Genomic DNA, 22,614 nt, shown 5'->3' on the forward strand with positions numbered 1-22,614 from the left:
GCATTTTTAAGTATTAATTAACACATGTTTGATTTTGAGTTTAAAACAACTCATAGAAAATTGTAAAATTGATGATACTAAAGCACAAGGTGAATTATATAAACTCTTTTCGAGTAAACTATTCTCCGTATGCTTAAAGTATTCAAGAAACTATGCTGAAGCAGAAGATAATCTGCAAGATGCATTTTTAACGATTTTTAAAAAAATTGAACAATATAAAGGCAAAGGCTCTTTTGAAGGTTGGTTAAAACGCATTACTGTAAATACCGTATTGCAACGCTACCGAAACGAAAAGGTTTTTGATATTATAAACGAAAACACTATTGAAGACGTTGAGTTAGAAGTTGATGAAGCCCAAGTTTCCATTGATTATCTTTTACAAATTATTCAGGAATTACCAGATAGATACCGATTGGTTTTTAACCTATATGTGCTTGATGGATATTCACACAAGGACATAGCAGAAATGCTAAATATAAATTTAGGAACTTCAAAATCTAATTTATCGCGAGCTAGGCAGATTTTGAAACAAACCATTGAGGATTATAAAACAACACAACGTTTACAATCATTATAATGAGTGATAAAAAACATATAGACAGATTATTTCAAGAAAGTTTCAAGGATTTTGAAGCCACTCCCAGTGATGCTGTTTGGCAAAATATTGAAACAAAACTTAACCAGAAAAAGAAAAAACGTCATATTATTCCAATCTGGTGGCGTTATGCTGGTGTTGCAGCTTTATTAATACTTCTTTTAACTATTGATGTTAATTATTTAAACAATACTGACGATACGCAACAAAATCAAGTTGTAGAAACAGAAAATAATACTGATGAAAAAACAAACATTAATGGTAATAAACCTTTAGATAATGCCGATAAAATTGAAAGCATCATCACTGATAATAACAAATCTGGAGAAACTTTAAACAAATCATCTGAAACAAAACTTGAAGCACGAACAAATAAAATAACACCTTCAAAGGAGTCATCAATTGCTGAAAATTCTTCTTCAAAAAATAAGAATGAAAGCAAAACCAACCTATCTTCAGATAAAATATTGAATACTAACAACAACCAGTTAAATCAAAAAAACAGTAGTAATAACGCTTTTGCAAATCAATCCGAAGAAAAAAATAGTGTTATAAAACTTCCAAATAATCCGAAAAGCAATCATGTTATTGGGGCTTCTAATGAAGAAAAAAACAACAGTTCCATTAAAAACGAAACTCCTTTAATTAATAAGGAAAAAGGAAAAGAACTCATAAATAATACGTCCAAAAACACTATTATAGCTGAATTAGAAAAAGAAACGCCCGAAAACGTTGTGGACAATAAAATACAGGAAAATGCACTTACTATAGAGGAAGCCCTAGATAAAAACAAAGATATTATTGAAGAAACAAATCAAAACAGATGGAGTATAGCTCCTAATGCTGCGCCTGTTTATTTTAATACCTTAGGAGAAGGCTCATCTTTAGACCCTCAGTTTAATAGCAATTCTAAAAGTGGCGAACTTAATATGAGTTATGGTATTTCTGCCAGTTATGCTATAAATAATAAACTTAAAGTTCGTTCTGGTATTAATAAAGTTAATTTGGGCTATAACACAAACGATGTTATTGTTTTTCAGTCTCCTGGTTTAAGCACTAATACCAGTGCCTTACAAAACGTTAATGGAGGTAGAGGTTCTGTTTCCCTTATTAGCGCTGAAAGTTTAAATAGCGATTCGCCTGAATCACTCGCATCTTCGAACTCCTCAATTAACCAAGCTTTAGGCTATATAGAAATACCTTTAGAAATTCAATATACCCTTTCTGATAAAAAATTAGGTATTAACGTTATTGGTGGTTTTAGTTCATTCTTTTTAAACAACAATGAAATATTTTCTGAAGCTGAAAATGGCAATAGAACCTTTTTAGGCGAAGCCAATAACATAAACACAATAAGCTATAGTGCTAATTTTGGTTTAGGTTTAAACTACCAAGTCTCTAAAAAAATAGACTTAAATTTAGAACCTATATTTAAATATCAAATTAATACGTTTAAAAATACTTCAGGAGATTTTACACCTTTTTTCATAGGTGTTTATACTGGATTCGCCATTAAGTTCTAGGTTTTTGGTTAGATCTAGATATACATTTTCAATTAAGCTCGAAAATGTATATCAAAAAAAAACTGCTCGTCCCCTCGAGCAGTTTTTTATTAATTATTTATTTGTAACGTCTTTTTGAATTCCAAACTATTGAGCTTGCGTTTCTAAAGGTTTTTGTTACTGTTCCAACTTTACTTTCTACTGCAATTTTTCGACTACTTGTTTTCATGATTTTATTTATATTTTAATGGTGCAAAAATAAACGCCTTAGAGTCAATGAAAAACAACAATTTTCGTAAGATTATATGCTATATTATCTTTACAACCCGTTTATGCCCTTTTTACAAGCCTAAACCAATAGATAGCTGCTCTAATTTTTATTTTTCATAAAAAAGAACCTATTATTTTGTCTTACTAGTGTTTAAAAATACAGATTTCCATAATTATAAAAGATGAAAAATATTAATTATACGTGCAAGATTTTTGTTGTTAAGAGACTGTGATTAAAAACTCTTTTTAATAAACTTTCAACTTCTAAACTTTTACATTACTTTTGGTTCTTTAAAATCAATCTAAATAAGCTTGCAGTACACATTAGCACATCTAAAACGTGGCGAAAAGGGTATCATTACTGATGTTTCATCTATTCACATTCCGTTAAAACTCTTAGAAATGGGATGTTTACCAGGTAACTCTGTTGAGCTTGTTCAGCTTGCTCCTTTTCATGACCCCATGTATTTAAACATAAATGGTACGCATTTAGCCATTAGAAAGGAAACCGCTTCTCATATTCTAATTGAAAAAGCAGGGCATGAGTAAACAAATAAATGTTGCCTTAATTGGAAACCCAAATACTGGGAAAACCTCCGTTTTTAATGCCTTAACAGGTCTAAACCAAAAAGTAGGCAACTACCCAGGGATTACGGTTGAAAAAAAAGAAGGTATCTGTAAACTTCCTCGTGGTGTTAAGGCACATATTATTGATTTACCGGGAACTTACAGTTTAAATGCGTCATCACTTGATGAAAACGTGGTTATTGAACTGCTTCTAAATAAAAATGACAAAGATTTTCCAGACATTGCTGTTGTTGTAAGTGACGTTGAAAACCTAAAACGAAATTTATTATTATTCACCCAAATTAAAGATTTAGAAATCCCTACACTGCTTGTCATTAACATGGCAGACCGCATGAATTACAAGGGTATTTCATTAGATATTGATTATTTAGAAGAACATCTTAAAACTAAAATAGCACTAATTAGTACACGCAAAAATGAGGGTATTGATCATTTAAAAACCCTAATTACCAATTATAAAGATATTTCTATAACCCCATGTTTAAATGCTTCGGAAATTGACAAAGACTACTTTGATAATTTACGAAAAACGTTTCCTAATCAACTCTTGTACAAGCTTTGGTTGGTGATTACTCAAGATGTTAACTTCGGAAAAACAGACCGACAAGAAATAGATGCTGTTGCAGATTTTAAAATCAAAAGTAAAGCCGATTTAAAACGTTTACAGCAAAAAGAAACCATAAAACGCTATCAGTTTATAAACAATGTGCTTAAAAAAGGGCAAACTATTGATGTTTCGCAAGCCAAGGACTTACGTACAAAATTAGATAGAATTCTAACCCACAAAGTTTGGGGATATCTTATTTTCTTTGTCATTTTATTGACTATTTTTCAAGCCATTTATGATTGGTCAAGCGTGCCAATGGACTTTATAGATAGCACTTTTGCTTCGTTAAGCGAATGGACAAAAACGCAATTACCCCAGGGTGCTTTTACCAATTTAATAGCCGAAGGTATTATTCCGGGGCTAGGTGGTATCGTGATATTTATTCCACAAATAGCCTTTTTATTTTTATTTATTGCTGTACTTGAAGAAAGCGGTTATATGAGTCGAGTGGTCTTTTTAATGGACCGCGTCATGCGACGATTTGGGTTAAGCGGAAAAAGTGTAGTCCCTTTAATTTCTGGTACTGCTTGTGCTATTCCAGCAATTATGGCAACCAGGAATATTGAAAGTTGGAAAGAGCGTTTAATAACCATTTTGGTAACACCTTTTACCACATGCTCCGCTAGACTACCAGTATATTTAATTATTATTGCTCTAGTTATTCCTGAAGGGCGATTTCTAGGTTTGGGCTATCAAGCCTTAACCCTAATGCTTTTATATTTAATTGGCTTTGGAGCCGCCGTTATTTCAGCATATATCCTCAACAAAATATTGAAAATTAAGAGCAAAACGTTTTTTGTAGTAGAAATGCCCAATTACAAATTACCCCTTTTTAAAAATGTGGCTTTAACAGTTATTGAAAGAACAAAAGCATTTGTTTTTGGTGCTGGTAAAATCATTTTAGCTATATCTATTGTACTTTGGTTTTTAGCATCTTATGGACCAGGGGACCAATTCAATAACGCCGAAGACATTATCAAAACAGAATATGCTTCTAATCATTTAGCTGAAGCAGATTTACAACAAAAAATAGCATCATACAAACTAGAACATTCCTTTATTGGTATAACAGGACGTGCCATAGAACCTGCCATTAGACCATTGGGGTACGATTGGAAAATAGGAATAGCTATAGTAAGTTCTTTTGCCGCTCGTGAAGTATTTGTTGGAACTTTAGCAACTATTTATAGTGTTGGGAACGATGATGAAGCGACTATAAAAAATAGAATGGCAGCAGAAGTGAATCCTATTTTAGGAGGGCCTTTATTTACCTTTGCTTCGGGTATTTCACTACTATTATTTTACGCATTCGCCATGCAATGCATGAGCACATTAGCTATTGTGAAACGAGAAACAAATAGCTGGAAATGGCCAATATTACAGCTAGTTATTATGACAGCATTTGCGTATATTGTAGCTTTAATTGCGTTTCAGTTTTTGAAATAACTATATTTCCTGTAAAGACAGGAATCTTATGAAATGAAACGATTATTGTCTCGACAAAATAAAAATGAACACCTTTATTCAAAATATATTAGTCTTTACGGCAATGGCTTTTGCCATTACTTTTTTGGTTAAAAAATTCTTCTGGAAAAAGTCAAAACCCAAAAAAGCTTGTGGTGGCGATGATGGCTGTGGGTGTCATTAAACCGCATTTTTTTTTATATTTGGTCACACCAAACCAACCCACGCAAAATGAAAAATAAATTAGGCTTTGTTATTCTATTAATTACTGTAATTAGTACCAACTGCTTTTCTCAAAAGAAGAAAAAACCAATTGAATTATTAGATAAAGAACTTAGCCATTTTGATATTTGGTTAAGTATTCCTCATCCATCTGTTACTAATCTTCCAGAAAAAACTTATCAATCTGACAAAATGAATTCTGGAGCCCCAATAGGTTTAAATAACAACCTAAAAAACGTATTTTCTATAATTGAAGAAAATGGTGAGCCTATTTTAAAAATTACAGGCGAAATTTTTGGTTGTATCTCTAGCAAAGAAGAATATGAAAATTACCATTTAAGCGTGATGTTTAAATGGGGAGACAAAAAATGGGAGCCTAGACTAGATCAAAAAAGGGATAGCGGTATATTATACCATTGCTATGGAGAGCATGGGAGTTTTTGGAATACTTGGAAAACATGCTTAGAATACCAAGTACAAGAAAGTGATTTGGGTGATTTTATTCCCTTAGGAGGTAATAGCTTAATCCCAAAAGTAGGTTCTCCCATTGTAGATATTCGAGGTGATTTTAAAGACGAAAAGAAATTCGACCCAACCTCTGAAGCTTACTCAATTGGTAAAGGATACATTCAAGCAGCCTCTGAACACGATGCGCCTCATGGTGATTGGAACCTTTTAGAAATTTATGTTTTAGGTAATAATGCTGTCCATATTGTAAATGGTCATATTGTTATGGTTGTTGAAAATGCTAAAAAACATGATGGCACTATATTAAATAAAGGAGAAATTCAAATTCAATCTGAAGCTGCAGAATGTTATTACAAGCAATTGGTACTAACCCCTATAAAGAAGTTTCCAAAATTTATAAAAAAACAAGTACGGTTTAAGTCAAAAAAATAATCCAATCCGCATTTACTTTTCTTGAAAATTAAAAACAAGAAATCCTCTTTAATACCAAAAAGTTGGATTTCTTGTTTTTTTAGTTACATTTGCAAAATATTTAAGCTTACTTAAAAATATTTTAAAGCAAACACAAATGTCAGTAGCTATTGAAAATTTTGTAAAGGCTATTTACAAAAACGGAAAACGTGATAATAACGATACCAAACCTGGTAATATCGCGAAGGAATTAGGTATTTCTAACGCCGCTGCTACAGATATGGCTAAAAAACTGGCTGTAAAAGATTTACTGCATTACCAAAAATACCAAAAACTTAAGCTTACTGAAAAAGGCACTAAAATGGCACTTACCGTGGTGCGTAAACATCGGCTTTGGGAATCCTTATTGTTTAAATTGTTCGATATGTCTTTGCACGATATTCATCGCGAAGCAGAATTACTAGAACATCAAACCTCCGATTTACTTGCTAATAAAATAAGTGAGTATCTAGGAAACCCAAAATTTGACCCACACGGTGACCCTATTCCAAATGCTGACGGAGAAATAACCACAACGGATACCTCTATAACACTGTCTCAAACTTCAGAAGGTAAAACCTATATCATTTCTCGATTAATGAGCGATGATAAAGAATTCTTTGATTTCTGTGCACAACACGGATTGAAATATGGAAATACCGTTTTGGTTTCAAAACAATTCACTAAAAATAAAATGACTCAAATTTCAATAAACAATAACACCATCCTTCTAAATGAAGATTTCACCTCAATTATATATGTCAATGAAACAAATTAAATTAATAACATTAGCAATAGTTCTAAACAGCTCTTTTTCTTCCTTTTCACAAGAAGAAAACACCCCTTTAGGGGCACTAATAACAGATAGACCCGATGCTACCGAATCTCCATCAACCATTCCGGTAGGCTATATACAAGTAGAAACAGGGGCTTTTTACGAAAGCTTCGAAGAAAATAATATTAAGAACGATACCTACACATTCAACACTACGCTTGTTAGATTAGGATTATTAGATAATTTAGAATTGCGCTTAGGCTGGGATTTTGTAGAACATAAAATTAATGGATTTGATAATATTTCCAGTGGTTTTAATCCCCTTTTATTAGGTGCAAAAATTGCGATTTCAGAAGAAAAAGGATGTTTTCCAGAAATAGGTTTTTTAGGGCATTTATATTTACCATTTACAGCAGGAAAAGATTACAAGCCAGAAACAACAGGTGTCGATTTTCGATTTTCGTTTGCACATACATTAAGCGAAAATTCCAGTTTATCGTACAATTTAGGAGCGCAATGGGGCGATGATTCTCCTGAAGCAGCATACGTTTATACTATAGCCTACGGCTTAGGCTTAACCGCTAAACTTAGTGCTTACGCAGAGTTATATGGCGATTTACCAGAAAACAACAAAGCCAACCACCTTTGGGATGCGGGACTTACTTATTTAATTTCAGATAATGTACAGTTAGATGCTACAGTAGGATCCAGTATAACCAAAGGACAAGATATTTTATTAAGCGGAGGCGTTAGCTTCAGATTACCTACTAAAAAGCATTAAAATGAAAAAAGGCACAATTATATTATTACTATCTGTCATTTTTGTCAGCTGTAAAACCGAAAAAAAAGCTAACGATACACTAAACGTTGTTACCACAACCTCCATGATAACCGATTTGGTTAAAAACATTGGAGGCGAGCATATCAATTTACAAGGGTTGATGGGCAGTGGTGTAGACCCACATTTATACAAAGCTAGTGAAGGCGATGTGTCCAAACTTTCAAATGCCGACATTATTTTTTACAACGGTTTACATTTAGAAGGCAAATTAGTGGAAGTTTTTGAAAAAATGAAAAACATCAAAACCATTGCCATTGCTAATGCCTTAGACGAAAGCACATTGATAGGTTCAGAATATTTCGCATCAAATTACGACCCACACATTTGGTTTAACGTAGATTATTGGATGCAAGCCACACGGTTTGTTGTCAAAAAACTTTCTGAGGCTATACCAGAACAAAAAGTGGCTTTTGAAGCCAATGGCGCAAATTATATTAAGCAATTAGAAAGCTTAAAAACAACCTTAACCTCAACTATTCAGGTACTTCCAAAAGAAAAACGTGTATTGGTAACCGCTCACGATGCGTTTAACTATTTTGGGAAAGCGTTCGATTTTGAAGTCGTTGGGCTACAAGGTCTATCAACAGCAACCGAAGCCGGCGTTCAAGATGTTCAAAAATTGTCTGCATTTATCATTGAAAAGCATGTGAAAGCTATTTTTATAGAAAGCTCAGTACCAAAACGCACCATAGAGGCGTTGCGGGCCGCCGTAAATTCCAAAGGCCACAATGTTACCATTGGTGGTTCGTTGTATTCTGATGCGCTAGGAAATGCAGAAACTATCGAAGGTACCTATATAGGCATGTTTGAGTATAATGTGAACACTATTGTAAATGCACTTAAATAAGTTTGTAGTATTAAGTTGACAGTACTTACTCGAATGGTAAAAAAATGTAAGTATAAAAAGAATTATTAGAAGCTATTTCCTGCTATCCACTGTATCTTTTCTTGTGCTGAACGCGTTTCAGTATCACATCAAGTTAAGTACAACTAGTAAAATTCAGTTTTCACTAATAACATCAGAGTAGCACAAAAAAAGGATGCCGCTTCTATCAGGGCTAGATTATCAGTAAAGTTCAGTAATAAACGCTAATTTTATTTTATTTTTATAAATTAATAGACCAAAAGAACATCAAGTGAAGGAGCATATAAATAAAAAAGAAGTTCCTGCCAAAGTTCCTCTTGAGCAGGGTCGAAAGGCAGGACGAATAGCAGTACAAATAGACGATTTAACTGTAGCTTACAACTACAAACCTGTACTTTGGGATATCGATTTAGAAATCCCTGAAGGTGTTCTAATGGCCATTGTAGGGCCAAACGGCGCAGGAAAATCTACGCTTATTAAATCCATTTTAGGTATTTTAAAACCCATTGCGGGCAGTGTATCTATTTATGGTAAATCTTATGACAAACAACGTTCCTTAGTGGCTTATGTACCACAAAAAGGAAGTGTGGACTGGGATTTTCCAACCACCGCTTTAGATGTTGTAATGATGGGAACTTACGGAAGTTTAGGCTGGATAAAACGTCCTGGACAAAAAGAAAAAAAGGCAGCTCTTGAAGCTCTCGAAAAAGTAGGCATGCTTCCTTTTAAAAACAGGCAAATAAGTCAGCTTTCAGGCGGGCAGCAACAACGTATTTTCTTAGCGCGTGCCTTAGTACAAAATGCTTCTATTTATTTTATGGACGAACCCTTTCAAGGGGTTGATGCTACCACCGAAATTGCAATTATTAACATTTTAAAAGAATTACGAAAAGCAGGAAAAACAGTAATTGTTGTGCATCACGATTTACAAACGGTTCCAGAATATTTTGACTGGGTAACCTTTTTAAACGTTAAAAAAATAGCCACGGGTCCAGTTAAAGATATCTTCAATGATGATAATTTAACAAAAACTTACGGTATTAATTATAAAGTAAGTATTCAGGAGTAAAAAAGTTTGCAGTATTCGGTCGGAGTAAACAGCGCTTAGGCTTATGAAAAAAAACGCTTTCCGAGGACGAAGGAAGTGGGAATCTTTCAAAAATAAAATGCAACATATTGCTTAATAAACAGACAAATGAAAAGCAAAATTTACATAAAACATTGGTTGGCAGTAAAGCCCCAAAACTATAGTGGAAAAACAGATTTATATTATCTTAAAGTCGCTAATAAGATCAACACTAATTTTATCCCATCTTCCGAATTTATGCTTTCCCAATTTATTGAAAAGGAGGACATCTTTTTGTTATGCTGTTTCATAACCTCTTATTTCGAAGACATCATATCTCAAACCAATATATGGAGAAGCTTTAAACTAATGCACAATAAGCTCTATAGCAAAAAACTTCCATTTTATAGTATTGATGAAGACTATGAAGATGATGAGATTAATTTTGAAGATGTTGCATTCTTAACATGGTATTTTCTAAATACCATTCAGCAAGAAAAATTCATTAACCCTTACAATGATTTTATATTTGACATTGCAACAACTTCCATGCAAGTCCTTGAAGAAGAATATGAATATGCTCCAGAAAACAATACATTAAAAAACTTATATAATTTTGAAAACATTGCGGGTGATTTTTATAATTCCAGAGCATTTATACAGTTTGTTTTCTTCGAATCTTATTTGTTCTTTCCAGATGTAAAACAAGGATTTAACAATGATATTTTAGATGCTTTGGAAGACACCAAAGCAGACGAAGACAATCCCAATTTGCTAATGAGTTATGTGCGTGAAATAACAGAACATTTCACTTTTAACAAAAACAGCTCGCTTTTGGCACTAAAAGCCAAAGATTGGACAAAAGAACTCTTAGGGGAATCCCATAATAGTTACGATGATATTTCAAGTATATCAGAAAAAATTTCAGGATTATTTTTATACAAAAAACAAAATACCACTTCGGTTTCCTTAGAGCATATTGCCTCTGGTATGTCTTTTGAAATGACAAAAAAATCATTTGAACATTATGATGATTTAGAAGAAGATGAAATTCTCTATATTGGATTGGTTAAATATAAAAACGAATGGTGGTTTTCTGGTAATTTTTCAGCACAAGATTTTGATGCTGATCTTATATTGGATCAAAAAAATTCTGCAGATGCAAGGTCTCAAGTTAATTTTTTACATGACCAATCAGAAATCCAAAACATACTTGTCAAACAAGAAAAAGCATTTTTGGAATTTAATAACCAATCGCCTATAGCATACATGAACTCAAAGCATGTTGAAGGTTTTTCTAATAGTTTCATGGATTATTACAACGATTCGCTTAGTTTATCAGCCAAGGAACAAAAAGAAGCCAAACAGCGGGCAAAGAATGATGGTTATTTTGGTGCTGATAATCCTTTTGAAGATTTCAATTTAGAAGACGACCAAGCCATTGTTTTTTTCAATCCAAAAAAAGGAATAGAAATTTATTTTGATGTCATCAACGCCTTCCCAGATGAAAACAATCCGTTTTTCGAACATGAAAGTGATGATGATATTATGCACTTGTTAATATCTCCTCTTTATTCAACAGAGTTCGTTTATTATTTTATAAACACCTTTAAAGACACCTTATTATTTTTTAAAAAAGAACCTTATAAGACATATTTAGAGGATATAGATTTTTTGCTTAGATTTTGGAAAAAAGACCTCTATTTCCCTCAATCAACATTAGTACTAACAGGAAAAAAGGACTAGCCATCGATTTAACAGAATACATACAACTTGTCTTTACAGACTACACGCTAAGAACCATAACTCTAGGAACTGCAATTCTTGGAGCAGTAACTGGTATGTTAGGAAGTTTTGCTGTATTAAGAAAGCAAAGTTTGTTGGGCGATGCCATTTCACATGCTGCATTACCGGGCATTGCCATTGCCTTTTTAATTACAGGCGCAAAAGACAGTAATGTATTGTTATTGGGCGCACTAGTCAGCGGACTTATTGGCACCTTCTGGATTAGAGGTATTATTAGTAAAACTCATTTAAAATCAGATACGGCATTAGGTTTAATATTGTCTTTGTTCTTTGGATTTGGGATGCTATTACTCACATTCATTCAAAAGCAACCTAACGCCAACCAAGCAGGATTAGATAAATATTTATTCGGACAAGCCGCTACTTTAGTGGAAAGTGATGTTTGGATGATGGCCATCGTCACAGGCATTTGCCTTTTTGTACTTTTGCTTTTCTGGAAAGAATTTAAGATACTTCTTTTTGATGCCGATTACACAAAAACCCTAGGTTTCAATACCAAATTCATTGATGTTTTAATCACAACATTTATCGTTTTAGCTATAGTTTTAGGACTTCAAACGGTCGGTGTAGTTCTAATGAGTGCTATGTTATTAGCACCAGCTGCCGCTGCAAGACAATGGACAAACGGTTTAGGAATCATGGTCTTTCTAGCAGCTATTTTTGGTGCTTTTTCTGGAGTTTTTGGAACGGCAATAAGTGCCAGTCAAAACAATTTATCAACAGGTCCGGTTATTGTCATTGTTGCAGGTGTTTTTGTGTTGTTTTCATTTATTTTTTCGCCAAGCCGTGGTTTATTATTTAAACAAATTCGTTTTATAAAAAACCGTCGTGATTTAAAACTTCACAAAACATTGGCATTTATGCATCAAATCGCTAAGACACATGATAACATTTCACATCCGCACACTATTAAAATTTTAAACAACTTTCAAGGTTATACAAAAAGCACTTTACAAAAATTGGTAAATAAAAATTATGTGGCTTTAGATGGCAATATGTGGAGCTTAACAGAAGAAGGCTATAAAACAGCTTCAAATTTGTACAACCAACAAACTGAAAACAATGAGTAACGCTCAAATTGAAATACAGCTTATTGCAAGTATCGTAGCTATTGCTTGCGCCATTCCAGGCACCTTTTTAGTGCTCAGAAAAATGGCCATGATTAGCGATGCTATTAGCCATTCCATTTTACCAGGGATTGTTGTTGGGTTCTTTATTACCCAAGATTTGAATTCGCCATTACTTATTTTACTAGCAGCGTTAACAGGCATTATTACTGTTGTTTTAGTTGAGTACATTCAGAAAACAGGTCTAGTAAAAGAAGATACTGCCATTGGTTTAGTGTTCCCTATTTTGTTTAGTATTGGTGTTATTATGATAGCTAAGAACGCGAACGACGTACATTTAGATGTTGATGCCGTTTTACTAGGCGAATTAGCTTTTGCTCCTTTTGATAGACTCATGATTTCAGGTATTGATGTGGGGCCAAAATCATTGTGGGTAATTGGTAGTGTTTTAATGATAACAGTCGGGTTATTATTTTCTTTTTTCAAAGAATTAAAAGTCAGCACTTTTGATGCCGGTTTATCAGCTTCATTAGGGTTTTCACCAGCAATCCTTCATTATGGTTTAATGACGGTTTCATCTGTGACCACCGTTGGCGCTTTTGATGCTGTAGGGGCTATTTTAGTTGTCGCTTTAATGATTGCACCAGCAGCTGCGGCTTACTTGATTACCAATAATTTAAAACACATGCTTCTTTATGCTATTTGTTTTGGTGTTTTTAGTGCCATTTCTGGGTACTGGTTAGCCCATTGGTTAGATGCTTCAATTGCAGGGTCAATTACAACTATGTTAGGACTACTGTTTTTAGCAGTTTACTTATTCGCACCAAGTAAAGGTGTTATAGCTGTGCTCTACAGAGAAAAACAACAACGTACCGAAGTATCTTTATTAACTTTTCTTCTTCATTTAAAAAATCATACTGAAGAACGAGAACGCCATGTTAACCATCTCAACGAGCATATTAATTGGCAAAAAATACGTTCAAAAACAGTGTTGGATTTAGCGCTTAAAAACAATATGATAAAGTTTGATAAAAATATTGTGTCTTTAACTAAAAAAGGAAATAATTTCACTTCTCAAGCTATTAATTATATTATTACCAATGAAGACGCACAAATTGAAGATATGAAAGATGATTTCTTTTTATTTAGGGGGTAACACTAATAGACAATGGCAAAACACAACGAACTCGGTAAAAAAGGCGAACAACTTGCAGTCGATTTTCTTTTAAAAAACGGTTACGATATTGTTGAACGCAATTACCGATTCGACAAAGCTGAAGTTGATATTATTGCCCAAAAAAAGGACATTCTTGCTATTATTGAAGTAAAAACACGATCAACTATTGATTTTGGAAATCCTGAAGACTTTGTAAAGCCAAAACAAATCCAACGTTTAGTAAAAGCGGTTGATGAATATGTAAATGTAAACGAATTAGATGTTGAAGTACGCTTTGATATAATTGCCATTGTTAAAGAAGGCAAAGGCTTTAAAATTGAACATTTAGAGAATGCATTTTATCATTTCTAAAAGCATTTATCATGCTAATTTTGAAATAACTTCAGAAGACTAAAGAAACTTATATATTTTCAAGACCTTTCGACTGCGCTCAAGCTCAAGGAGACAAATACCAATATTATTAACTTTTTACTTAAAATAGAATTGCTTTTACATCGAAGTCTTTCGAAACTGAAACCACACTTTTTATAGACCGCTTTATTATTTACCATTAAAGGCATTCATAGTATTATTGATTCCCGCTAAACCGAAAGATTTAATAAGTTCTACAGATTTATCTAGGCGTTCTTTCAAGTTTTTATTTTCTTCATCTGTCCATTCTCCTAAAACATAATCCACTTGTCGCCCTTTGCTAAAAACATCACTTATTCCGAACCTGAATCGGTTGTATTTTGTGGTGTTCAATTTATCTTGAATATCTTTCAAACCATTGTGCCCACCATCGCTACCTTTTGTTTTTAAACGAATACTTCCAAAAGGTAAATTTAAATCGTCTGTGATAACCAATAGATTTTCTAAAGGAATTTTTTCTTTAGTAAGCCAATACAAAACCGCTTTTCCGCTTAAATTCATATAAGTGTTTGGCTTTAATAAGATAAACGTTCTCCCTTTTAACTTATAGGTCGTTATATCGCCTAGTTTTTGGGTTTCAAAAGTTAGACTTTCTTGGTTTGCAAAATAGTCTAACACTTTAAAACCAATATTATGACGTGTGTTTTCATATTTTTCACCAATATTACCTAAGCCAACTATTAAATATTTTTTCATAGGATCTTGTGCTTTTATATGCGTTTTCTTCCTAAATAATTTCAGTAAAAATCGGTACATAAAAAGATTGATTTTTTTGTAAAAATAAAGATTTTTTTAAAGCTAGTTAGTCATACCAAATAAACTTCAGACATTAAGAAGGTCATTTTTTGCTTTATGATTCCAAATCAGAATTCTATTATTTTTAGATTCCCGATTTCACGGGAATGACAATTTCAACTTTAACCTCGAGGATAAATCCACGAGGAATTTTTTTTTTCAAATAAAAAAGCATCCCGAATAACAGGATGCTTTTAATATTTAGTTGAGAATATGTTCTATTCTTGAGTTGCCTCAGCAGCTGGTGCTTCTGCTCCTTCTGCCCCTTCTTCTAATTCATCTTCATCTTCTTCATCTGCAATCGCTACTCTAGATGTACTAACTCGACAAACTACAGTAGTATCTGTCTGTAAAAAAGTATAATCTCCTGCAGGTAAATCACCTATCGCTACTTTATCTCCAATTTTTAGAGGTGTAATATCTATCTCTATAAAATCCGGTAAGTTAGCTGGAAGTGCTTTTATACGTAGCTTTCTGTTATTTCTTCTTAAAACACCACCGTTTTTAACACCTTTAGAGTTACCAACAAGGTTAACAGGAATATTTAACGCTATTTCTTTGTCTTCAAATAACTGATAAAAATCTACGTGTAAAATTCTATCGGTAACTGGATGAAATTGAATGTCTTGAAGTACTGCATTTAATACTTCACCACTTTCTAAATTAATCACAACTGTATGCGCATTAGGCGTGTATACTAGTTTTGAGAAAGCTAATTCTGGTGCTGAGAAATGCACTGGCTTGTCTCCTCCGTATAATACGCAAGGAACCTGACCAGCATTACGTAAGGCTTTTGTTGCTTTTTTGCCTACGCTTTCTCTTTGAGATCCGTTGATTGTAATTGATTTCATAATTTCTATTTAATGATTTTTAATTGTATTGTGTAAATAATTTAATTAATATTCTGTTTTGAGTGATTTACATGACAAATTTTGAACTAATAGATTGATTATTGTGTACTTTATCCATAACCTGTGCAAATAAATCAGCGCAGCTTAAAACTTTAATTTTATCACTTAAAGGTTTAACGGGTATGGAGTCAGTAACTATTAATTCTTCTAATTTTGAATTGTTTATATTCTCATAAGCTTTACCTGACAATATTGGATGTGTACATATAGCTCTTACACTTAATGCACCACGCTCCATCATTAAATCAGCTGCTTTTGTTAAGGTCCCTGCCGTGTCTACCATATCATCAACAAGTACTACATTTTTCCCTTCTACATTACCAATAAGCTCCATATGAGAAATTATATTGGCCTTTGCCCGTTGTTTATAACAAATTACAACGTCACTTTTTAATGCCTTAGAATATGCATAAGCTCTTTTGGAACCTCCCATGTCTGGCGAAGCAATAGTTAAATTATCAAGGTTTAAACTTTTTAAATAAGGCAAGAATATCGTTGATGCAAATAAATGGTCTACGGGTTTTTCAAAAAATCCTTGAATTTGATCGGCATGTAAATCCATAGTGATAATTCGTGTTGCACCAGCAGCTTCGAGCATTTTTGCAACTAATTTTGCTGCAATTGGCACTCTTGGCTTATCTTTCCTGTCTTGTCTTGCCCATCCAAAATAAGGTAGCACAGCCGTAATATGCCTTGCTGAAGCACGTTTTGCCGCATCAATCATTAACAACATTTCCATTAAGTTTTCTGGACCAGGATTGGTAGAACCAATAATAAAAATCCGTGTTCCTCTTATAGACTCTTCATAGGATGGTTGAAATTCACCATCACTATAAGTTGAAGTAATAACATTTCCTAATTTAGCACCAAAAGCCTTGGCGATTTTCTCACCTAGAACTTTACTCTGTGTACATGCAAAAATTTTGGCTTCTGTTATAACAATCGGCATAGTTAACTTGTTGTTTTAGAGTGCGCAAACACCACGTGATTTTTAACGAGGTGCAAATTTATGCATTTATTTTAACCTAAAAAGTATATTGAGTAGTATTTTTGTGTTTCATATCGAAAAAATATATATTTTTGTGTTCTGAAATTGCTCAAGTGGCGGAATTGGTAGACGCGCTGGATTCAAAATCCAGTGACTTCGGTCGTGTGGGTTCGATTCCCACCTTGAGTACTTTTAATTTCTTAAAACACCCTATTTACGATATCTAAGTAAGTAGGGTTTTTTATTTGTGCCGACATAGTGTACAACAATAGACTAAAACCTTATTTTATTTAGCTATTATAAACTTATTAAGTAATTCAATTGGAACAAATAACTCAATCCCTTCATTTTTTGTTATCCCAGTACAGGCATTAGTCTTAGTATTTAATAATTTTGAGTTATTGGAAATATAAACATCATCACTTAACTTTAATTCAACGGGGGCCAGTATATTATTAACATCTGTAAAATGTATATAATGGTAATTATCTATATCTAGTATAGGAATATCAAATTGTTTCCAGTAGTTCACTGTTTCAAAAATCATCATTAATATTGTTTTATATTATTAATATTCAATTACTTATACCCCCCCTATGCGTTTTTTTTCATTGTGTAAAATCCTGACTAAACAGCGATGTAGGATATATAAAAACGCTAGTGATTTAACCCCACACCCCCTTAATACTATTTAAAATATCAATAATACGAGCGTCAACATGTTTATCTCTCTTCTTTTAATATTTCTTTTTTATTATATATATTATTGGTGTAAAATAATTCATAGTAGGTATGCATTATTATTCATAGAGGGTATGTATTATTATTCATAGTTAATTAAATAGAATCAACTATTTAGACCTACCATACAACTCAAACTTTACAGCGTTTAAAAGATGCTCATAAATATTCTTTGTATTATAGTTATACTCGTTTATATCTCTTGTATCATTAAACCTATCAATGAATTTTTTAAAACTTTCTTTATCATTAAAAAGAGGTTGCCATTCATTTACGAATCCTTTCCAAAGGGTAGGTTTATTTTTTTCTAAAAAACTAATCGAACGTATAGAATAATCAACATCATAACATAATTCAATAAGTTTTTTATGCACATTAATATATCTATCCTTTCGGTTCTTAATATGAATTTTAATTAAACCATTATCTTTTAAAGGCACTAAATATTTTTTCAACATCCTACTACTTACCTTCAGATAAATAAGGTTGTCCAAAATATAATTGGTATTCATTAATACGTACTTTTCACCTTCAAACATAATCATCGGCATTTTATCATTTTTACGAAAACTTTCTATAATAAATGCCAACAACACACAATGAGAAACTTTTAAATATTCATCTTTTAAATTATTATTTAGGTGAAAATCTTTAATAGCCTTATAATTTATATAAGAACCATAATAATAGTTTACTTGAGTTTTACTACTCATGATTTTGTATATTTACGTTGTACTAACGATGCCTTGTTAGTACAACATTTGAACAATTTAAGGGAGCAATGCTCCCTTTTATTTTTTGTATAGTTTATGCTCCTGAATTATAGCCTTTTGAAGCTCTTTACTAACCGGATAAAAATCCCTGAAGATATCAACAACTAAAATTTTATTATCGTTGAGTAATTGAGCTATAACCCAATGTTGAGGTGTTTCAAAGTCTTTGCCTTTAGCTGTTTTTGTGTTTAGCTCTACTATTTGCGAAATGTTACCTTCAAAAACTTTAGAGAATTGAGTAAACGACAAACCAGTTTTAGAACATCGCAACCAGTTAGTATCATTTCTAAAATATAGGTAGTTTTCAAAAAACCTGCTAGTATCGTGAAAACCATTATCTTTTTCAATCCTTACAATATCAGTACACAACTCAAAACCATTTGATTTGCTACTTATTTCCTTTTTGTAGTAGCTCATTGTTTTAGCGTCATTTGTTGAGGTCCTACCATAAATAGCACGCTCATATTTTAAGTTCCCGGTACTATACATAAGACCTACTTATTAGAATTATACAATGTTTCGGTTACTTTTTTACGGCTGAAATAGGTTTTATTACCCATTTTATAAGGGTGCAAAATTCCTTTGTTTACCCAATCATGTAGGCATACTAAAGATATTTTTAAAAGGGCTGCGGTTTCCTTTCTCGACATAAAGTCGTCTGGTTCCTTTGGTGTGAAGTTCTTTTTTAAATCGTCTAATTGAGATTTAATTTTTTCATCGATTAGGTTTGCAAGTGCATTTGGACTTGTAGAAATAAATTGTATCGTTTCCATAACTTATAATGTTTAATGTTATGGCAAATATGAATTACAGATACCTCAAAAAACCCTCAATCTTACTCAATACCGTTGAGGTGTTTAAAATCTTTTAACAAATCAGTTAAAAACGATTCTTGTTTTAAATACTTTTCATCATTTATTTGGATATCATCTAAACGAGAAAACTTAATTTTACCCAAATCACAATTAAATCTTACAAATTCTAAATATCGAGTATTAGTGCCTTTAATATAGTTCTTGTATCGTAAGAAGTGAAGCATTATAGTATATTTAACGGTTATTGCACCCTCAAAACTTTCATTAATGTAATTAAATAGTTCAAGTCCATTTTCATTAAAAAGGTCTGTATATCTATTCTTTTGAGTTTTAACCTCAATACTTTGTTTTATAAAGCCTTTTAATTTTAACAGCTCATAATAATTGAAAACACACGAAACCCTTTCGCCCCAGTACTCAAATTGTTTATTTGGCAAATACTCTACTGGATAAGAATAATCTTTATCTAACAATAATCTTTCATTAATTGTTTTTAACAAAGAATCAATTCTAATATCAATATGCTCTAACAATTCATTTTTCAACACAATATCACATCTATTTAATCGAGCTGGAATTTCAGCAATTTCAATTAAATAGGTTTGTAAAGTGTGATAATCTGTTTTTAGTATTCCTTTAGCCATTTGAACATAGATTTATTTAACTATACATTTTACCTCTAAACTCTTTATAATCTTTATAAAGTTTTTTACCTATAATCCAGCCGACCTCGTTATTGAGATAATTAAACGCCTCTATATTTGTTCTATAAAAAGGCAACAGTTCAAAGAAAGTGTCGTAAAATCCTGAATTAGTGGTAAAATCTCGATTTGTTTTCATGCGGTTTCAGTTTTAATAATATTTAATTTTGTTTTTTGTTCTTTCTTTAACTCCTGGACTTTCCAAAATTCATTTAATACATTGGCGCTGTCCTTTGCTGTTTTTCCTATGTAGTTTAAAAACATTTTTTCCGTAGTGTGCCCAGTTACAGCCATAAGTACTGGAGTAGGTAATTTTCCGTAGTGATTTGTAGCAAATGACCGTCTGCAGATATGCGAACTAACTAACTCATGTTTATTATATTCGCCTTTAACCTTTCGCCAAACTCCTTTTTTAATTTTGGTTTGTTTCGACCCGTTAACCAATTCTTTAATTCCAGCATCTTTGCACACGGTTTTAATATAATCGTTAAATCTTTGGTCCGAAATTTCACGAGGGAATTCCCCGTTGAGATTGTTTAATATTTCCTTTACTTGAGGGTGTAAAGGCAGTATTATTTTTTGATTAGTTTTTTTAGCTGTATATTCAATAAAACCGTTTTGAATATTGTCTTTTGTAAATTTCAATAAATCACTAACACGGGCCCCAGTCCATAAACCTATGATCAACCAATTACGTGCATTTTCTAAATAAGATGTTTCCTTAAAATCGTGTGCAAAAATGGTTTGTATTTCGATTTCTGAAAGTGTTATAAAACTTACTTTCTCTCTTGTTGCTCTAAATTCCCCATTTAAAACCACTGGATTTATTTTGATGCCGTATTTTTTAGCATCAATACAAATGGTTTTAATGTAGTTTATATAACGTCCAGTAGTATTAAGGTTTAATTTTTCAATTTTCAATAAGTAGTTTTTAAAATCATTGTAAAACTTCAAATCAATCATTTCAAACGTATAACGTTTCTTTTTATAAGTTTCAAAAGCTGTAACCTTGTTAATTATAGTTTCATAACGTTTTAGTGTGTTACTGGTTACTCCGGTTACTCCAGTTGTTAGTACTTTCGATGTTAAATTTTCTTTGTAGTATTTTGAGTAATCTAAAATGTAGTTTAAATCGGTTTTGCCGTCTTGCTGAAAATACTCTTTAATGGTTTTATTTAGCCATTCTGAATTAATGATACCACCATTTGAATAATGGTCGTTAAAACTGTTTAAAATAGTTGTTTTAAGTCCGTTAAGGTCGTTTTGTAAATTCTTTTTATCGGCATACTCTGAAATCTGTTTTACAGTACCTTTTTGATTATTCCAATACTTTGGATTTATGAGTAAAGAAGTAGAACGTTTTAAATCTATTTTACGCCCTTGAGTGAAGCGTAAATAAACAGTAGTAGGGTTTTGATTTCCTTTTGTGAAATACTTTAAAGAAGCCATATTGTAAAGTCTAACATTTGAACAAATCAAATATAGCAAATAATTTCAATGGTGCCGACATGGTGTACAACATTTATCTAATTTATACGAATTACCTCTAACTTATACTAATTTTAAACATTAAATAAAAACACTATTAATAGTAATAAAACAAGGGGTTTAAGGTTATTTTAAAAGGATTTAAAACCATATCAAAATAAAGAGGGTTTCATTCCCACCTTGAGTACAAGTAAAATCCGTAATTCATTAATAATAAAATGATTACGGATTTTTGTTTTTAAATATTGTACGATTTATGTACGATTGATTTGTTTTTCTTTTACGTTTCAGTATCAGAGTCATATTAACAAAGAGCAAGAATAAAGTGGGTTCGCATTCCTCTTTCTCCGCATAATACAAATCTTAACAATTGTTTATCAATATGTTACGGATTTTATATTCAATATTAGCCACATATAGCCCATAATTATTTATTTCGATGCAATATCTAAAGTCTTTACATTTTAAATGAACTTTACATGGATGTAGCCACAAATGGGCCCAATGGTGCAATTTATGTTTAGCTACAGGTAGCTGTTCTTCATTCATGTTTTCAAAAACTTGTGGTGCGTTTTCAATATCCATAATTTTGTACTAATTTCTTTATTAGCTCAGCGTATTCTTATTAAACGTCAAAATGACGTTTATAATTAAAAACGTCCATCAGAATATTTAAACTCTCATAGCTCATGATTTTCAATCACTCCAATTTTTCCACATACACATAAAACGCATTTGAGCTACCTCCATTTTCTAAATCGAAATAAGCGGCCAAATCTGTTTCACCTTGTTCAACTTCTATTTCCAAAATTGCGGTATTCTTAGTGTTGTCTACAGTTGACACTATTTGTTTGTCTCCAATTTTTAAGTAGGCTTTTGTAAATTTCATTGCCTCTCCTTTGATGTTAGCATCTTGGTACGGCAGAGCTTCATAGTCGTCTAGACTTTCTGCTCCAAGTCCCAAGCCACTTTCCTGGGGCCACCTGGACTGGACTTACTATATTAGACTGGACATTATGTTGCGAGATTTAGACTTACATAAATTAACTTTGAATCATGAAAAAACAGTACAGAAATTACAGTCCGTCATTTAAGCAAAAGGCTGTAGAATTAAGCTATGCTAGAGGCAACACAAAACAAGTATGTGATGAATTAGATATTCAGTATTGCACCGTTGGCGAAAAGAATCACAAGATTATGGTAAGAACAGTTTTCCAGGAAGAGGAAA

Annotated in this window: 26 protein-coding genes, 1 tRNA gene and 1 pseudogene; 16 read left to right on the forward strand and 12 right to left on the reverse strand. The window is 32.3% G+C overall.

Annotated elements, in window-relative coordinates; genetic code table 11:
* Positions 1–34: 34 nt before the first annotated feature.
* The 14 genes from ABD935_RS05800 to ABD935_RS05865 all read left to right on the forward strand — a co-directional run bounded on the left by ABD935_RS05800 (position 35) and on the right by ABD935_RS05865 (position 14,114).
* The gene (locus ABD935_RS05800) at positions 35–577 is read left to right on the forward strand and encodes an RNA polymerase sigma factor (RefSeq protein WP_345190736.1); all 543 of its coding nucleotides are present in this window, start codon (positions 35–37) and stop codon (positions 575–577) included.
* Positions 577–2,118: a hypothetical protein gene (locus tag ABD935_RS05805; RefSeq protein WP_345190737.1), complete on the forward strand. Its 1,542-nt coding sequence runs from the start codon at positions 577–579 to the stop codon at positions 2,116–2,118. Before ABD935_RS05800 ends, ABD935_RS05805 begins: the two co-directional genes overlap by 1 nt.
* 561 nt (positions 2,119–2,679) lie before the next feature.
* Positions 2,680–2,916, forward strand: a complete 237-nt coding sequence (locus ABD935_RS05810; protein ID WP_345190738.1) for a FeoA family protein — start codon at positions 2,680–2,682, stop codon at positions 2,914–2,916.
* Complete coding sequence (gene feoB / locus ABD935_RS05815) at positions 2,909–5,008, forward strand: ferrous iron transport protein B (RefSeq protein ID WP_345190739.1); 2,100 nt, start codon at positions 2,909–2,911, stop codon at positions 5,006–5,008. The genes ABD935_RS05810 and feoB overlap by 8 nt, the downstream gene beginning before the upstream one ends.
* A gap of 64 nt (positions 5,009–5,072) precedes the next feature.
* Positions 5,073–5,210, forward strand: coding sequence for a FeoB-associated Cys-rich membrane protein (locus ABD935_RS05820; protein WP_345190740.1), 138 nt, complete (start codon positions 5,073–5,075; stop codon positions 5,208–5,210).
* Between the two features lie 47 nt (positions 5,211–5,257).
* Positions 5,258–6,148: a 3-keto-disaccharide hydrolase gene (locus ABD935_RS05825; protein ID WP_345190741.1), complete on the forward strand. Its 891-nt coding sequence runs from the start codon at positions 5,258–5,260 to the stop codon at positions 6,146–6,148.
* Positions 6,149–6,284: 136 nt separating this feature from the next.
* A complete protein-coding gene (locus ABD935_RS05830) occupies positions 6,285–6,944 on the forward strand; it encodes a metal-dependent transcriptional regulator (RefSeq protein WP_345190742.1) in 660 nt (219 codons plus the stop codon).
* A complete protein-coding gene (locus tag ABD935_RS05835) occupies positions 6,931–7,722 on the forward strand; it encodes a transporter (RefSeq protein WP_345190743.1) in 792 nt (263 codons plus the stop codon). Before ABD935_RS05830 ends, ABD935_RS05835 begins: the two co-directional genes overlap by 14 nt.
* A 1-nt stretch (position 7,723) precedes the next feature.
* Complete coding sequence (locus tag ABD935_RS05840; RefSeq protein ID WP_345190744.1) at positions 7,724–8,629, forward strand: metal ABC transporter solute-binding protein, Zn/Mn family; 906 nt, start codon at positions 7,724–7,726, stop codon at positions 8,627–8,629.
* 361 nt (positions 8,630–8,990) lie between these two features.
* Positions 8,991–9,716 (forward strand): metal ABC transporter ATP-binding protein, encoded by a 726-nt coding sequence (locus ABD935_RS05845; RefSeq protein ID WP_345190764.1) that lies wholly within the window; start codon positions 8,991–8,993, stop codon positions 9,714–9,716.
* Between the two features lie 126 nt (positions 9,717–9,842).
* Positions 9,843–11,459: a DUF3843 family protein gene (locus ABD935_RS05850; protein WP_345190745.1), complete on the forward strand. Its 1,617-nt coding sequence runs from the start codon at positions 9,843–9,845 to the stop codon at positions 11,457–11,459.
* 2 nt (positions 11,460–11,461) lie between these two features.
* Positions 11,462–12,589, forward strand: coding sequence for a metal ABC transporter permease (locus ABD935_RS05855; protein WP_345190766.1), 1,128 nt, complete (start codon positions 11,462–11,464; stop codon positions 12,587–12,589).
* Positions 12,582–13,742, forward strand: a complete 1,161-nt coding sequence (locus ABD935_RS05860) for a metal ABC transporter permease (RefSeq protein ID WP_345190746.1) — start codon at positions 12,582–12,584, stop codon at positions 13,740–13,742. Before ABD935_RS05855 ends, ABD935_RS05860 begins: the two co-directional genes overlap by 8 nt.
* A gap of 12 nt (positions 13,743–13,754) precedes the next feature.
* The gene (locus ABD935_RS05865; RefSeq protein WP_345190747.1) at positions 13,755–14,114 is read left to right on the forward strand and encodes a YraN family protein; all 360 of its coding nucleotides are present in this window, start codon (positions 13,755–13,757) and stop codon (positions 14,112–14,114) included.
* Positions 14,115–14,303: 189 nt separating this feature from the next.
* Here the strand turns inward: ABD935_RS05865 and pth are convergent, their stop codons facing one another.
* The 3 genes from pth to ABD935_RS05880 form a co-directional block, all read right to left on the reverse strand.
* Complete coding sequence (pth, locus tag ABD935_RS05870; RefSeq protein ID WP_345190748.1) at positions 14,304–14,930, reverse strand: aminoacyl-tRNA hydrolase; 627 nt, start codon at positions 14,928–14,930, stop codon at positions 14,304–14,306.
* A 257-nt stretch (positions 14,931–15,187) separates the two neighbouring features.
* Positions 15,188–15,820, reverse strand: a complete 633-nt coding sequence (locus tag ABD935_RS05875) for a 50S ribosomal protein L25/general stress protein Ctc (protein ID WP_345190749.1) — start codon at positions 15,818–15,820, stop codon at positions 15,188–15,190.
* 67 nt (positions 15,821–15,887) lie between these two features.
* On the reverse strand, positions 15,888–16,829 hold the full coding sequence (locus ABD935_RS05880; protein WP_345190750.1) for a ribose-phosphate pyrophosphokinase: 942 nt from the start codon (positions 16,827–16,829) through the stop codon (positions 15,888–15,890).
* Between the two features lie 146 nt (positions 16,830–16,975).
* On the opposite strand from ABD935_RS05880, the gene ABD935_RS05885 reads away from it, so the two are divergent.
* Positions 16,976–17,057: transfer RNA gene (locus ABD935_RS05885), tRNA-Leu, on the forward strand.
* Positions 17,058–17,154: 97 nt separating this feature from the next.
* Here the strand turns inward: ABD935_RS05885 and ABD935_RS05890 are convergent.
* From ABD935_RS05890 to ABD935_RS05930, 9 genes are all read right to left on the reverse strand, one after another.
* The gene (locus ABD935_RS05890) at positions 17,155–17,418 is read right to left on the reverse strand and encodes a hypothetical protein (RefSeq protein WP_345190751.1); all 264 of its coding nucleotides are present in this window, start codon (positions 17,416–17,418) and stop codon (positions 17,155–17,157) included.
* A gap of 301 nt (positions 17,419–17,719) precedes the next feature.
* Positions 17,720–18,322 carry a hypothetical protein gene (locus tag ABD935_RS05895; RefSeq protein WP_345190752.1) on the reverse strand — a complete coding sequence of 201 codons (603 nt, stop codon included), beginning with the start codon at positions 18,320–18,322 and terminating at the stop codon, positions 17,720–17,722.
* 78 nt (positions 18,323–18,400) lie between these two features.
* Positions 18,401–18,871 (reverse strand): hypothetical protein, encoded by a 471-nt coding sequence (locus tag ABD935_RS05900; protein ID WP_345190753.1) that lies wholly within the window; start codon positions 18,869–18,871, stop codon positions 18,401–18,403.
* 5 nt (positions 18,872–18,876) lie between these two features.
* Positions 18,877–19,155 carry a helix-turn-helix domain-containing protein gene (locus tag ABD935_RS05905; RefSeq protein ID WP_345190754.1) on the reverse strand — a complete coding sequence of 93 codons (279 nt, stop codon included), beginning with the start codon at positions 19,153–19,155 and terminating at the stop codon, positions 18,877–18,879.
* 62 nt (positions 19,156–19,217) lie between these two features.
* On the reverse strand, positions 19,218–19,841 hold the full coding sequence (locus tag ABD935_RS05910; protein WP_345190755.1) for a hypothetical protein: 624 nt from the start codon (positions 19,839–19,841) through the stop codon (positions 19,218–19,220).
* Positions 19,842–19,857: 16 nt separating this feature from the next.
* Positions 19,858–20,037, reverse strand: a complete 180-nt coding sequence (locus tag ABD935_RS05915; protein WP_345190756.1) for a hypothetical protein — start codon at positions 20,035–20,037, stop codon at positions 19,858–19,860.
* The gene (locus ABD935_RS05920) at positions 20,034–21,347 is read right to left on the reverse strand and encodes a tyrosine-type recombinase/integrase (protein ID WP_345190757.1); all 1,314 of its coding nucleotides are present in this window, start codon (positions 21,345–21,347) and stop codon (positions 20,034–20,036) included. Before ABD935_RS05920 ends, ABD935_RS05915 begins: the two co-directional genes overlap by 4 nt.
* Positions 21,348–21,749: 402 nt before the next feature.
* Positions 21,750–21,971 (reverse strand): hypothetical protein, encoded by a 222-nt coding sequence (locus ABD935_RS05925; protein ID WP_345190758.1) that lies wholly within the window; start codon positions 21,969–21,971, stop codon positions 21,750–21,752.
* Between the two features lie 115 nt (positions 21,972–22,086).
* The gene (locus ABD935_RS05930; RefSeq protein ID WP_345190759.1) at positions 22,087–22,350 is read right to left on the reverse strand and encodes a hypothetical protein; all 264 of its coding nucleotides are present in this window, start codon (positions 22,348–22,350) and stop codon (positions 22,087–22,089) included.
* 92 nt (positions 22,351–22,442) lie between these two features.
* On the opposite strand from ABD935_RS05930, the pseudogene ABD935_RS05935 reads away from it, so the two are divergent.
* Positions 22,443–22,614: pseudogene (locus ABD935_RS05935) on the forward strand (transposase); the annotation flags it as partial.

This window comes from Algibacter agarivorans (genome assembly GCF_039543245.1).
GTDB classification, from domain to species: domain Bacteria; phylum Bacteroidota; class Bacteroidia; order Flavobacteriales; family Flavobacteriaceae; genus Algibacter_G; species Algibacter_G agarivorans.